Source organism: Kitasatospora sp. NPDC052868, from assembly GCF_044547105.1.
Taxonomy (GTDB): domain Bacteria; phylum Actinomycetota; class Actinomycetes; order Streptomycetales; family Streptomycetaceae; genus Kitasatospora.
In genome coordinates, this window is sequence record NZ_JBITZW010000010.1 from 102657 (window position 1) to 116433 (window position 13777).

Sequence of the window (13777 nt, forward strand, 5' to 3'; positions counted from 1 at the left end):
GCCCTACGCCGTGATGTCCCGGCTGGTGAACCGCGACCATGCGGCCGAGCCGAACACCGCGACATAGGCGGCCTGCAGGCCGAGGTTCTTCAGTACGCCGTCCCAGTACATCGGCGCGCGCAGCAAGTCCCCGAAGGTCAGCCAGTGATGGGTGAAGAGGAACGGCTGGATCGCGTGCAGCTGCGGGAAGCTGTCCAGGATCTGCACGGTGATCACCAGGCCGACGGTGGCGGCCATCGCCGCGATGCCGCTGCCGGTCAGCGTCGAGATGAACAGCCCGATCGCCACCAGTCCGGCCAGCGAGGCCGCCACCACCGCGGCGACCAGCACCGCCCGCAGCAGCGCGGAGCCGAGGCCGATGGTGTCACCGGAGATCAGCGTGACCTCGCCGAGCGGGAACAGCGCCGCGCCCGTGGCGAGCGCCGCCAGCGCGACCGTCGCCGTGGCCGCCAGGCAGAACACCAGGCCCGCGGTGAACTTGGCGGCCAGCAGCCTGGTCCGTCCGGCCGGCGCGACCAGCAGGTAGCGCAGCGTCCCGCCGGCCGCCTCGCCCGCGACGGAGTCCCCGGCGACCACACCGACCGTCATGGGCAGGAAGACCGGTAGCGCCACCGCCAGCGCGGTGAAGACCAGGAACAGGCCGTTCTGCGTCACCTGTGCGATGAAGGCGGGGCCCTCGCCGCCGCGCGGCCCGTCCGTCTCGATCTTGACGACGACGCCGATCAGGATCGGCAGCACCGCGAGGATCGCCAGCAGCACGATGGTGCGCACCCGGCGGAAGGTCAGCACCAGCTCGCTGCGGAACAGCGCCAGGAACCCGGCCGCGGTCTGCGGCCGCCGCCCGATCACCGGCCCGATCACCGGCCCGGCGGCCACCCCTGCGCCCCCGACCCCGGAAACCCCCGTCCCGGCAACCTCAGCCCCGGCAACCTCAGCCCGCGACATCGAAGCCCTCCCCGGTCAGCGCCACGAAGGCGTCCTCCAACGTCCCGCGCTCGACCCCGAAGCCGCGCACCCGCACCCCGGCCTCGACCAGCGCCGCGCACAGCTTGGGCAGCATCTCGTCGGTCGCCGCCTCTGCGCCCGCCGCACCCTCGGCGGGCACGCCCAGCACGCCGTCCACCCGGCCCTCGCCGGCGGCCACCTCGGCCACCCCGAAGGCCGTCAGCAGTTCGGCGGCCTGCGCCACGTCGGGCGTCCGGACCACCAGCCGGCCCTGCGCCCGGGCGGCCAGTTCGGCGACGGTGCCCTGGACGATCAGGCGCCCGCGCGACATCACCGCCGCGTGGGTGCAGACCTGCTCGATCTCGTCCAGCAGGTGGGAGGAGAGGAACACCGTCGTCCCCTCCGCCGCGACCTCCCGGATCAGCGCCCGGATCTCCCGCATGCCCTGCGGGTCGAGGCCGTTGGTCGGCTCGTCCAGTACCAGCAGTTCGCGCGGCTGGAGCAGCGCCGAGGCCAGCCCGAGCCGCTGCTTCATCCCCAGCGAGTACGCCCGCGCCTTCTTGCCCGCGGCGGCGGTCAGTCCGACCCGGTCCAGCGCCTCGGTGACCCGTTGGCGCCGGGTGCGCGGGTCGGCCGTCGGATCCGCCGCGTCGAAGCGCGCCAGGTTGTCCCGGCCGGAGAGGAAGCCGTACAGGGCCGGGCCCTCGATCAGCGCGCCGACCCGGGGCAGCACGGTGGCGACGGACTGCGGCATCGACTCGCCGAGCACCGTGGCCACGCCGGAGGTGGGGGCGATCAGACCCATCAGCATCCGGATGGTGGTGGTCTTGCCGGAGCCGTTCGGGCCGAGGAAGCCGAAGACGCTGCCCCGGGGCACCGTCAGGTTCAGCCCGTCCACGGCCAGCTGGCCGCCCCGGAAGCGCTTGGTCAGACCCCTGGCGCTGATCACACTGTCGGATTCGGAGAAGCCGACGGCAGGAGCGACGGCAGGGGCACCGGACGGAGCGCCGGAGGAAGCACCGGGGAGATCGACGGCGGGAACGGCCGCGGGGGCCGGGCGCACCTCGGCGCCCCGCCCCCCGGCCGGCTCCGTAACGTCCCCCGTTACGGGAGCCTGGGTCATTACTTCACCCCGGCCGCACTCTGCAGCACCGGCAGCGTCACCGCACCGGCGAACACCCGGCCGTCATCCGTGACCAGCACGTTCAGCACCTTGGTGGTGATCAGCGTGCCGCCCTTGACGGGCTTGCCGAGGGACTTCACCAGGCCCTGCACGCTCTGGCCGCCGCCGTTGCCCCGGCCCTTGTCGCCGTGCCGGCCCGGCTTGCCGGAGTCGGCCGGAGCGGTGGCGTCACCGCTCGGCAGCCGGGTGCTCAGCACCGTCGTCCAGCCCTCGCCGACGACGTTCAGGTCGCCCTTCTCCGCGGTCGCGCCGGGGGCCTGGTGGCCCTCGCCCCGCCCGTCCGCCTTCTGCTCCGTCACCCTGGCGCCCTTGGGGGCCGAGAACTCGAAGGACTTGGCGGCCGGCCTGGCGAACGAGACGTCCTTGAAGTGGACGTCCAGCACGGTGGAGCCGTCCGTCCCCTTGACCACCACGGCGAGCGGCACGCCGTTGTCGGCGGCCACCGCGATCCGCACCTCGCCGATGGTCGAGCCGGACTGGGTCGGCTTCACACTCAGCTGGTACGCCTTCTGCCCGGCCACGTTCGCCGTGCCGTCGACGGTGACGGCGGTGGTGCCCGCGCCCGCCGCGAGGAACTGCCGGGCCGCCTCGGCCGGCGTGGCCGGGACCCCGGTCAGCGGGGCGCCGCCCTGGTGGCCGCCGGACCGTGCGCCCTGCGGAGCCGTCAGGTGCACGGCCTCGTTGGTGGCGCTGTCCCACGCCCAGACCTGGTCGCCGTTGTGCACCAGCTCGTACTCGGACAGGTTCTCGATCAGGCCGATCCGCTGCCGGTCCGGGCCGTCCACCGCCACCCGCAGGGTGTGGTCACCGCCGAGCAGGCCGGCCAGCTTGGCCTCCGGCGCGGCCGAGGAGGAGCCGCCCGAGCCGCCGGAGCCGATCCCGCCGCCCGCGGCGGAGAAGAGCTGGCCCGGGACGCCGAGGTCCGCGGAGACCGTGACCGTGCCGGAGAGCGTCTGCGCCTGCGAGCCGAGGGCCTTCGCCACCACCTGCTCCGCCGTCAGCGAGGGCAGGTTCGGCGGCGAGTCGTCCGCCAGCGCCGGTACCAGTCCGATGCCGGCGGCGATCGTGCCCGCCACCACCAGCGGCACTGCCACCCGCACCGCGGTGCGCCGCCCGGACCGGTAGGGCACGCCGCCCTGGTGCTCCTGAGTCGCCGTGTCGTCCGTCATACGTCCAACCCCTCCGTAACCGTGACCGAATACCCCTGACCGACTGCCTGTACCCCTCTATTACACGGCCGCGGGCCGCCGGAGTCATCGCCCTGCAGGGCCAGATCGGGGTCGGTCTCCCGTCGCATCCGACCCTGATACCTCCTCAGGGTTCCCTCCTCCGGACGTACGAGAACTGGCGTAGGGTCGCGCCATGGACGCTATGAACACCCCGACCGCGAACGCGATGCGGCGCGCCCTGCGCCGTGCCCGGGACGGTGTCGCGCTGGACGTGACCGAGGCGGCGGTCCTGCTCCAGGCCAGAGGGACGGACCTGGGGGATCTCTGTTCGAGCGCCGCCCGGGTGCGTGACGCGGGTCTGGCGCAGGCCGGCCGGCCCGGCGTCATCACCTACTCCAAGAGCGTGTTCATCCCGCTCACCCGGCTCTGCCGCGACAAGTGCCACTACTGCACCTTCGTCACCGTCCCCGGCAAGCTGCGCCGGGCCGGCCACGGGATGTTCATGTCGCCGGACGAGGTGCTGGAGGTGGCCCGCCGGGGCGCCGAACTGGGCTGCAAGGAGGCCCTGATCACGCTCGGCGACAAGCCCGAGGACCGCTGGCCCGAGGCCCGCGAGTGGCTGGACGCGCACGGCTACGACGACACCATCGCCTACGTCCGGGCGATGTCCATCCGCATCCTGGAGGAGACCGGGCTGCTGCCGCACCTCAACCCCGGGGTGCTGAGCTGGACGGACTTCCAGCGGCTCAAGCCGGTCTCCGCCTCGATGGGCATGATGCTGGAGACCACCGCCACCCGGCTGTGGAGCGAGCCCGGCGGCCCGCACCACGGTTCGCCCGACAAGGAGCCGGCCGTCCGGCTGCGGGTGCTGGAGGACGCCGGGCGCAGCTCCGTCCCCTTCACCAGCGGGCTGCTGATCGGTATCGGCGAGACGTACCAGGAGCGCGCCGAGTCGCTGTTCGCCCTGCGCAAGGTCTCCCGGGCCTACCACGGCATCCAGGAGCTGATCCTGCAGAACTTCCGCGCCAAGCCGGACACGGCGATGCGCGGCATGCCGGACGCCGAGTTGGACGAGCTGGTCGCGACGGTCGCGGTGGCCCGGCACATCATGGGCCCGACGGCCTGTCTGCAGGCCCCGCCGAACCTGGTCGACGGCGAGTACGAGCGGCTGATCGGCGCCGGTGTCGACGACTGGGGCGGCGTCTCGCCGCTGACGCCCGACCATGTGAACCCGGAGCGCCCCTGGCCGCAGATCGAGCGGCTGGCCGAGCGGTCGGCGGCGGCCGGCTTCGAGCTGCGCGAGCGCCTCGCGGTCTATCCGGAGTACGTCCGGCACGGCGAGCCCTGGCTGGACCCTCGGGTGCTGCCGCACGTCCGGGCGCTCAGCGATCCGCAGACCGGCCTGGCCCGCCCGGACGCCGTGGTCACCGGCCGCCCGTGGCAGGAGCCGGAGGACCTGCCCGCCTCGTACGGGCGGACCGACCTGCACGCCACCATCGACACCGAGGGCCGCACCGGGGACCGCCGGGCCGACTTCGAGGACGTCTACGGGGACTGGGAGGTGCTGCGCGAGCAGGTCCTCGCCAAGGGCGCCCCTGAGCGGTTGGCGGGCGATCTGCGCGGGGCCCTCGCGGTGGCCGCCGAGGACCCGACCAGGCTGACGGACGACCAGGCGCTCGCGCTCTTCCACGCGGACGGCCCGGCGCTGGACGCCCTCTGCCGGATCGCCGACGACGTCCGGCGCGACGCGGTCGGCGAGGACGTCACCTACTGCGTCACCCGGAACATCAACTTCACCAACGTCTGCTACACCGGCTGCCGGTTCTGCGCCTTCGCCCAGCGCCGCACCGACGCGGACGCCTACACCCTCTCGCTGGAGCAGGTCGCCGACCGGGCCGCGCAGGCCTGGGAGGTCGGCGCCACCGAGGTCTGCATGCAGGGCGGCATCCACCCGGACCTGCCCGGCCACGCCTACTTCGACATCGCCCGCGCGGTGAAGGAGCGGGTGCCCGGCATCCATGTGCACGCCTTCTCGCCGATGGAGGTGGTCAACGGCGCGACCCGTACCGGGTTGTCCATCCGCGACTGGCTCCAGCAGGCCCGGGAGGCGGGCCTGGACACCATCCCGGGGACGGCGGCCGAGATCCTGGACGACGACGTCCGCTGGGTGCTGACCAAGGGCAAGCTGCCCGCCGCGACCTGGGTGGAGGTCGTCACCACCGCGCACGAGCTGGGCATCCGCTCCTCCTCCACGATGATGTACGGGCACGTGGACACCCCGGCGCACTGGCTGGCGCACCTGCGGCTGCTCGCGGAGATCCAGCAGCGCACCGGCGGGTTCACCGAGTTCGTGACGCTGCCGTTCATCCACACCAACGCGCCGGTCTACCTGGCGGGGATCGCCCGGCCCGGCCCGACCGCCCGGGACAACCGGGCGGTGGTCGCGATGGCGCGACTCCTGCTGCACCCGCACATCCCCAACATCCAGACCAGCTGGGTGAAGCTGGGCGCCGAGGGCGCGGGCGAGATGCTCCGCTCCGGCGCCAACGACCTGGGCGGCACGCTGATGGAGGAGACCATCTCGCGGATGGCCGGGTCGGCGTACGGGAGCTACAAGTCGGTGCGCGACCTCCAGGCGATCGCCGAGGCGGCCGGCCGCCCGCACCGCCAGCGCACCACCACCTACGGCGAGGTGTCCGCCGAGCGCCTGGCCGCGGTGCTCGCCTCGGACGGGCACCTGCCGGAGCTGCTGCCGCTGGCGGACTGACCCGGCCGCCCGCCCGGTCGTCGGGCGGTCCGCGCCCCGTCGGGGAGCGGACCGCCCATCGGCAGGGCCTAGCCGACCAGCAGCTGGCTGCGCAGGTCGCGCAGGTCGCGCCTGTCCAGGCCGAGGCCGGACTTCAGGTAGGCGTCGAAGGAGCCGAAGCTCCGCTGGACCTCGTCGAAGCCGGCGTTCAGGTACTCCGGGCGGACGTCCAACAGCGGCTTGTAGACGGCCTGGTAGGCCGGGGGCAGCTTGGCCAGGGTGGCGGCGATCTCGGCGGCCCGGTAGGTGTTGCTGGCCAGGTAGTCGGCCTCGACGCTCTCGCGAGGCACGCCCAGCGCGGTGAGCAGCGCGGCGGAGGCCCAGCCGGTGCGGTCCTTGCCGGCGGTGCAGTGGAACAGGATGTTCTCGTCGTCGCGCTCCACCACGGAGTTCAGCAGTGCGTGGTAGGCGCTCTTGGCGCTGCCGGCGGAGACCATGGTGCGCTCGGCGTCGACCATCGCCTGGACGGCGGCCTGCGGGGTGGTGACGTTGAAGGCGCCGGTGTCGGAGACGCCCAGCACGTTGGCGTCGACGACGGCGGCGCCGGCCGGGACGCGGTCCGGAGCGGTCTTCTGCTCGCCGGGCGTCCGCAGGTCGAAGACGGTCCGGATGCCGAGGCGGCGCAGCTTGGCGAGGTCCTCGTCGGTGAGCTTGGAGAGGTCGCCGGAGCGGTAGACCACGCCCATCCGCACCCAGTGGCCGTCGGTGGTGCGGTAGCCGCCGGCGTCGCGGAAGTTGGGGGCGGACGCCAGGTGCAGAGAGCGGTCGGCGACGACGAGCGACTCGCCGCGGTCCGGGACGAGCTCGAAGTACCAGCGGTCGGCGGCGGCCAGGCCGGTGACGGTCACGGTGGCACTGCCGGTGCCCCGGGCGACCGGCTTGCGGTGGCGGATGTCCTCCGGGTCGGTGCCGGCGTAGACGGTGACCCCCAGGGCGCCGGGCGCGGTCCAGGCGAGGGTGAAGCTGCCGTCGGCCTGCTGGGTGGCGGTGGCGGCGGTGAACGGGATGGCGTGCGCGGACTGCTTCGCCGCGGCGGTGGCCGCGGGGGCGGCCGGGGCGGCGAGGGCGAGCGCCGGGGTGCCGAGGACGAGTGCGCCGGTGAGGGCCAGCGCGGTGGTCAGACGGGTGTGGGAGATGGTCATGGCCGGACGCTAGGGAGCCCCGGGTGGCGGTTCGTGTCCGCCGGGTGGCGCCGCAGCAACAATTTGTTGAAGTGCTGGTGAGCGAGGGAACCCCTCGACTTGTTCGGGCATTCGAATACAGTGCGATGGCGCGCGACCGGCCGAGCGTCGCGCGGCCTGATCCCCGGACGAAAGGCGCCCCGTCGTGATGCCACTGTGGTCACGCGCCCAGCAGCAGGACTTCCGCAGCCGGGTGCGGGGCTGTCTGCTCGGCGGTGCGATCGGCGATGCACTCGGCGCCGGCGTCGAGTTCGAGTCGCTGGAGAAGATCCGGGCGCTGCACGGGCCGCACGGCGTCACCGGCTACGTCCCCGCGTACGGCCGGCTCGGTGCGGTCACCGACGACACCCAGATGGTGCTGTTCACGCTGGACGGCCTGATCCGCGCCCACATCCGCCGGGACACCGGCAGTTGGCACCCGCCCACCGACATCCACCTCGCCTATCTGCGCTGGGCCGCCACCCAGCGCGACTGGGGTCCGGACGAGCGGCGGGCCGACCTCGGCTGGCTCGGCCGCGAGGAGTGGCTGTACGCGCAGCGCGCCCCGGGCCAGGCCTGTCTGTCCGGCCTCTCCGGTCCGGAGGCGGACCGGCTGGGCACTCTGGAGGCGCCCAAGAACCCGCATTCCAAGGGCTGCGGCACGGTGATGCGGGCGGCGCCGTTCGGGCTGCTCACCACCTGGGAGCCGGGCCTGGTGTTCCAGCTGGCGGTGGAGTGCTCGGTGCTGACCCACGGCCACCCCAGCGGGTACCTCTCGGCCGGGGCGCTCGCGGTGATCGTCCAGACCGCGGCCCGCGGCGGCACCCTGGAGGAGGGCGTCCACCTGGCGCTGGCGCTGCTCTCCGAACGGCCGGCGCACGAGGAGACCACCGCCGCGCTGCGCGGGGCGCTGGACGCGGTCCGGGCCGGGGAGCCGTCGGCCGAGCGGGTCGAGGCGCTGGGGGAGGGCTGGGTCGCCGAGGAGGCGCTGGCGATCGGGGTCTACTGCGCGCTGGTCGCCCACGACGTGCGCTCGGGGCTGCTGCTGGCGGTGAACCACTCCGGGGACAGCGACTCCACCGGCGCGATCTGCGGCAACCTGCTCGGGGTACTGCACGGGGACACCGCGCTGCCGCCCGGCCTGGTGGCCGGCCTGGAGGGGCGCGGGGCGATCCTGGAGCTGGCCGACGACTTCGTCCTGGAGCTGATGCACGGGCCCGAACTGCACAGCCTGGAAACCCCGGAGGGCCTTGCCTGGTCCACGCGGTACCCGGTGCTGCGCTGACGCCCGGCCGCCGAGCAGGAGCAGGGACTCCCGGACCCGGACACGCAGTTGCCCGTAGCGGGGCCTGCCGCCGGGAGGGCGGTGGACCCCGCTACGGGCAACTGGGCCGAGATCGGGCGGCCCGGGTGGAACCGGCCGGGATCAGAACCCGCCGAACGCACCGGATCCGGCGGCGGCGGCGAACGCGTTCCAGGCTTCGGAGGAGAAGTGCAGCCGTGGGCCCTGCGGGTCCTTGGAGTCCCGCACCGCCACTGCGCCCGAATCCGGCGCGGTGATCTCCACACAGGCGCCGTTGCCGCCGCTGTGACTGCTCTTGCGCCAGACCGTCCCGTTCTCGAAGGTGGTGCTCATTCGTGGTATCCCTCTTCAATCGTCGCTATCAGTGACCGGCTCTCCGCGACCCCCAGGGCCGCTGCCCGCAGGTGGTCGTAGAGACTGGTATAGCGGCGCACGTCGGCCTCCTTCTCCAGGTAGAGATCGCTCGTCACCCCTTCGAAGTAGACAACCGTGGAATCGGCTGACTCGGGGAACTCCAGCAGGGAGAATGTCCCGGTCATTCCGGGGTGGGCGCCGTGCGAGAACGGGATCACCTGGATGGTGATGTTCGGCCGCTGGCTCAGCTCCAGCATGTGCTTGAGCTGATCGGCCATCACCTCCCGGCTGCCTACCTCGCGGCGCAGCACCGCCTCGTCTATGACGGTCCAGAGGCTGCCCAGCTGGTTCTCGCCGTGGACGCGGTCCTGGCGCTTCATCCGCACCTGGACCCGGCGCTGGACGGAGAGCGCGTCGGTGTCCGGCTGGGTGCCCACCACCACGGCGTGCGCGTACTGCTCGGTCTGGAGCAGACCCGGGACGAAGGAGGACTCGTACGCCCGGATCGAGGAGGCCTCCGCCTCCAGGCCGATGTAGACGCTGTACGGGGTGGGCATGTCGTTGAAGTCGTGCCACCAGCCGCGCTGGCGGGACTCCCGGGCCATGTCCATCAGACTGCCGCGCATCTGTTCGTCGTTGACGTTGTAGACGTCGCAGAGGTCGCGGACATCGCGCTGGCTGATGCTGCGCCGGCCGTTCTCGAGTCGGCTGATCTTCGACTGCGAGACCATCAGTCGCCCGGCCACCTCCTCCGCCGTCATCCCCAGGCCCTCGCGCAGCTTGCGCAGTTCGGCGCCGAGCCTTCTGCGGCGCACGGTGGGATTGATGTTCGCGGACACGTCGACCTCCGGCCGGACCTCTGGTGATCGTTGGAGCGGCATTCCTCGGAACACTGTGGAAATTGGGACCAACCCCCCTGACTTGGAGCAGCATGACACCTTGGCTCAGGTCGGCGCCGGGGAATCGCAGGAGCGCAGTAGAACAGATCATCGGAAAAGCGCTTCGGCGAGACAGCGGACACCCCCGGGTGGTAATGCGGTTCTGCGGCTCTCTCCGGTAGTGGTGCGATTGCTGGGTGCATGTGCGGGTGGCACATGCGGGGACGGCGTGGACACGGCTGGGACGGCTTCGGAGTGGCTCCGGAGCGTCGCCGAAACGGTTCCGCACGGTTCCGGGTGGGGCTGATGGGACTGGACGGCTCCGAGTGGCCTGGGCCGCCCTGGAGGCCTTCGGCGGCTTGGGTGACTTCGGGGACTTCGGGGACGGCAGAGGGGCGGTCGCCGGCGACTTCCGTCGCGGGCGACCGCCCCTTGCTGCCTGCTGGTTGCTCACTGCCGGTGGACGGCGTGAGCGGTGTGGCGAGCGCCGCTTGGCGCGACGCCTGCCGGGCGCCGGGCGCCCGGCCTCGTCAGCGGACGCCGACGCGGGACACCGCGACCCGTCCGCCTGATCCGCTGCGGCCCGTCGAACGCGGGCCGGGTCGGCCCGCACCGGTCGGAGCGGCGTCGCTCTGGGGTGAACGGTTCTGCTGGCTGGGCAGGCCGTTCTGCACATCCATCACGGCGTGCGCGACCATCCCGCCCAGCGGGTCGTACCTGATCAGATCGCGCAGCCGCGAGCGCGAGGAGCGACCCTCGTTGCCCGGGTACAGGTGCTTGCCCAGACCCACCGAGTGGGCCAGCGCGGCGAGCGCGGCCGTCCTCGGGTCCGGCGGCACACCCGTGCGGATGGCGGTGTCCAGCCGCTGCTTGATCGCGGCGTTGGTGCAGTCGTCGGACGCCTGGTAGCGCGTCGTCGGCAGGACCCCGCACACCTGGCCCGGCACGGCCGTGACCATGCCGCAGCGCTCCAGGTGCGCCAGGTAGGTCTGCCGCAGCCCCAGCCGGGGCCCGCCGATCCAGTGCGCCGCGCGGACCGGGCTGCCGCGTCGGCGCAACAGCTCCAGTGCGTGATCCAGTGTCGGATCGCCGGTGGGCCGTGGCAGCACCACGGCGATCCGGTCTCCTTCCGGGACTATCCGTCCGGCCAGGGACAGCTCGACGAGCTGGGCCCCGGCGAGTCCGAGGTCGAGGGTCTGCGGCTGCGCCGTGGTGCCCGTGGTCGGGTCCAAGGCGAGCAGCAAGAGTTCCTCGGGAACAGTTCTGCGGCTCTTGCCCATCCAAGCCTCCCCGCGTGGATGAATGACAGCGTGACGCCTCTCACACGGGCTTGTCGAGTACGCCTCCGAATCGTGACCTTGCGGCCGCGGCGGGGAACCGGCGGTGGTGGGCCCGGCGTCTGACCGGTGGACAGGCCGAGGTGCGACCGCGCGGCGACAATAAGCGCCGGTCGGGCGGGGTGTGGGCGGCCGGAACCGTCGTCGGTGGCGGAGACTGTACAGGTACACGGGGCGGGGCGTCGGCTTCCCGAAATCGGGTCTGCCGGTGCCCCGCCGGGCGTTGAGGAGGCTGGGTTACGTGGGCGAGTCCCCCGACAGGGTGCTGCGGGACGGCGAGCGGGAGCAGGAGCGGGACCGGGAGAGGACCGGTGCCGCCACCGATACCGCGGCCGCCGCCGCTGCCGACGAGCCTGCCGAGGGCACGGCGGCCGGGGTCAAGGGCGGGGGTACGGTGCAGCTCCGGGTCCGGGATGTGGACACCCGGACGACCATGCTGCGCCTCCCCGTCGACAACGCGACCACGGCACTGCGGCTGCCCGACGAGCTCGTCAGGTCGGCGCCCGCGGAGGGCGGGTCCGCTGCTGACGGGCACGGGTCCGCGACCGCCGACGGAGGTCCGGCGGTGGCCGAGCCGGCCGACGGGGCGTCCGACCGCCCGGCCGGGCGCGACCCGCGTCTCGCCATCCGGACCGCCGGGGATGCCGACCCGGCCGTGCCTTCCGAGCAGGCTGACCGGACGGCGCGGGCCGAAGGGTCCGTGACGGACGAGGAGCCGACCGACGGGGCGCCCGCCCAGGACGGGGAACCCGCGGCGGAACAGCGGCCGGCCCCGGGCGGGGCGGCTGCGACGCACGAGGCGCCGGCCGTGTCGGAGCAGCCCGCGTCGGAGCAGCCCGCGTCGGCGGAGAGCGCGGAGAAGGCCGAGAGCACGGAGAAGGCCGAGAGCGCGGAGAAGGCCGAGAAGCTGGAGAAGCCGCGCCCCGCCGCACTCTCCGTCCCGGCGACCGTCCCGGCGACCGTCCCGGCGACCGACCCGGCCCCGGGCGGCGGCACCGTGCCGGAGCCCCCGGCGCCGAGGCCGCTGCCCGAGCCCGAGCCCGAACCGGCCCCCGAGCCCGAGCCGCAGCCCGTACCCGCTCCGAAGCCGAAGCCCGAGCCCAAGCCCGAACCCGGTCCGGCCCCCGAGCCGCTGCCCGACCCGGACCGCCCGAGGGTGCCGCCCGCGCCGCCGCTGCCGAAGCCCGAGCCGCTGCCCGACCCCGAACCGCTGCCGGGCCCCGAACCGCTCCGCGCACCGGAGAACACCTCCGAGGCGATGGAGGTGCTGGCGACCCTCAACGCCCGCCCGGTCTCGCCGCTGCGCCGCGCGCTCAAGCGGATCACCATCTGGACCGTCTTCCTCGCCGTGGTGCTCGGCGCCGTGGTGGCCGCCCAGCTGCTCCGCCCGCTGCCCGACTCCAAGGTCAGGATGACCGCGCAGGGCGGCTACACCTTCACCGGCGACCCGCTCGACCTGGCCTGGCCGGCCAAGGGCCAGTCCGCCGCCGGCGTGGTCGGCGTCGGCAGCCTCGGCAGCTCCGGACCGGAGACCCCGGCCTCGATCGCCAGCGTCACCAAGGTCATGAACGCCTACCTGATCCTCCAGGCGCACCCCCTGAAGAAGGGGGAGAGCGGCCCGAAGATCACCGTCGACAAGCAGGCCGCCCAGGAGTCCGGGAACGTCGACGAGTCCAGGGTCACCCTGACCGAGGGCCAGCAGCTCACCCAGTACCAGGCGCTGGAGCTGCTGATGCTGCCGTCGGCCAACAACGTGGCCCGGCTGCTGGCCCGCTGGGACTCCGGCTCGGAGGAGGCGTTCGTGAAGAAGATGAACGACACCGCCGTCCGGTTCGGGATGCCCAACACCGTCTACACCGACCCGGCCGGCTTCAGCCCGGACACCAAGAGCACCGCCAAGGACCAGCTGAAGCTCGCCGAGCAGGTCATGCAGGACGAGATCTTCCGGCAGATCGTCTCGACGCCGGACACCACCTTCAACAACCAGAAGATCTCCAACACCAACACCCTGATCTCCCCGAAGAACGGCATCATCGGCGTCAAGACCGGCTCCAGCACCCCGGCCGGCGGCTGCCTGATGTGGGCGGCGTACAAGGAGATCGGCGGGGTGAAGCGGCTGATCCTGGGCGTCACCCTGGGCCAGCCGGCGACCACCGCCGAGCCCAGCATCCTCAAGGTGGTCCAGAACGTCAGCGCCAAGCAGATCCAGGCCGCCCAGAACGGGCTGACCGGTCAGACCCTGGCCAAGCAGGGCGACGTCGTCGGCCAGGTGGACGACGGCCTCGGCGGCAGGATCCCGGTGGTCGCCACCAAGGACCTGACCGTGGCCGGCTTCCCCGGCGTCTCCGCCACCCTGGTCCTGGACCCGGCGAAGGTCGGCCACACCGCCAAGGCCGGCACCCGGGTCGGGGTCCTGCGCACCGGCGAGGGCGACAACCGGATCGAGGTCCCGGTGGTCCTCCAGTCCGACCTGGCCCCGCCGTCCATCCTCTCCAGGCTGACCCGCATGCTCTGACGGGCGCCCGATGACAGCGGAGTGGGGAGTCGGCCCGGCCGCCCTCCCACACCGCAGTCGTTGGCGACCCGGGTCAGGACCCCCCCCGCCCGCCGCCGGGTCTCAGTTCCGGGCGCCGCCCCCGGCC

10 protein-coding genes are annotated in these 13777 nt (G+C 73.1%); 3 read left to right on the forward strand and 7 right to left on the reverse strand.

Annotated features, from left to right (window positions below; genetic code table 11):
* Window positions 1-3: 3 nt before the first annotated feature.
* From ACIGZJ_RS18910 to ACIGZJ_RS18920, 3 genes are read right to left on the reverse strand one after another with little or no spacing between them, the layout of a single operon-like run.
* Window positions 4-945 (reverse strand): ABC transporter permease, encoded by a 942-nt coding sequence (locus ACIGZJ_RS18910; protein ID WP_396458256.1) that lies wholly within the window; start codon window positions 943-945, stop codon window positions 4-6.
* Window positions 932-2068: an ABC transporter ATP-binding protein gene (locus ACIGZJ_RS18915; RefSeq protein ID WP_396458257.1), complete on the reverse strand. Its 1137-nt coding sequence runs from the start codon at window positions 2066-2068 to the stop codon at window positions 932-934. The genes ACIGZJ_RS18910 and ACIGZJ_RS18915 overlap by 14 nt, the downstream gene beginning before the upstream one ends.
* Complete coding sequence (locus ACIGZJ_RS18920) at window positions 2068-3297, reverse strand: outer membrane lipoprotein carrier protein LolA (protein ID WP_396458258.1); 1230 nt, start codon at window positions 3295-3297, stop codon at window positions 2068-2070. Before ACIGZJ_RS18920 ends, ACIGZJ_RS18915 begins: the two co-directional genes overlap by 1 nt.
* 193 nt (window positions 3298-3490) lie before the next feature.
* Between ACIGZJ_RS18920 and ACIGZJ_RS18925 the strand changes: the two genes are divergently transcribed.
* Window positions 3491-6064 carry a bifunctional FO biosynthesis protein CofGH gene (locus ACIGZJ_RS18925; RefSeq protein WP_396458259.1) on the forward strand — a complete coding sequence of 858 codons (2574 nt, stop codon included), beginning with the start codon at window positions 3491-3493 and terminating at the stop codon, window positions 6062-6064.
* A 68-nt stretch (window positions 6065-6132) separates the two neighbouring features.
* On the opposite strand, the gene ACIGZJ_RS18930 is transcribed toward ACIGZJ_RS18925, so the two are convergent.
* Entirely contained in the window at window positions 6133-7245 is a 1113-nt protein-coding gene (locus ACIGZJ_RS18930) for a tyrosine-protein phosphatase (protein ID WP_396458260.1), read from the reverse strand.
* A 187-nt stretch (window positions 7246-7432) separates the two neighbouring features.
* Here ACIGZJ_RS18930 and ACIGZJ_RS18935 point away from each other — a divergent pair, with 187 nt between their 5' ends.
* Window positions 7433-8548 carry an ADP-ribosylglycohydrolase family protein gene (locus tag ACIGZJ_RS18935; protein WP_396458261.1) on the forward strand — a complete coding sequence of 372 codons (1116 nt, stop codon included), beginning with the start codon at window positions 7433-7435 and terminating at the stop codon, window positions 8546-8548.
* 141 nt (window positions 8549-8689) lie between these two features.
* Here ACIGZJ_RS18935 and ACIGZJ_RS18940 read toward each other — a convergent pair whose 3' ends face one another.
* The 3 genes from ACIGZJ_RS18940 to ACIGZJ_RS18950 form a co-directional block, all read right to left on the reverse strand.
* The gene (locus tag ACIGZJ_RS18940) at window positions 8690-8899 is read right to left on the reverse strand and encodes a DUF397 domain-containing protein (protein ID WP_396458262.1); all 210 of its coding nucleotides are present in this window, start codon (window positions 8897-8899) and stop codon (window positions 8690-8692) included.
* Window positions 8896-9759, reverse strand: a complete 864-nt coding sequence (locus ACIGZJ_RS18945) for a helix-turn-helix domain-containing protein (protein ID WP_387942049.1) — start codon at window positions 9757-9759, stop codon at window positions 8896-8898. Before ACIGZJ_RS18945 ends, ACIGZJ_RS18940 begins: the two co-directional genes overlap by 4 nt.
* A 569-nt stretch (window positions 9760-10328) precedes the next feature.
* Window positions 10329-11078, reverse strand: a complete 750-nt coding sequence (locus ACIGZJ_RS18950) for a GPP34 family phosphoprotein (RefSeq protein ID WP_396458263.1) — start codon at window positions 11076-11078, stop codon at window positions 10329-10331.
* Between the two features lie 298 nt (window positions 11079-11376).
* Between ACIGZJ_RS18950 and ACIGZJ_RS18955 the strand changes: the two genes are divergently transcribed.
* Window positions 11377-13650 (forward strand): D-alanyl-D-alanine carboxypeptidase, encoded by a 2274-nt coding sequence (locus ACIGZJ_RS18955; RefSeq protein ID WP_396458264.1) that lies wholly within the window; start codon window positions 11377-11379, stop codon window positions 13648-13650.
* Window positions 13651-13777 lie beyond the last annotated feature (127 nt).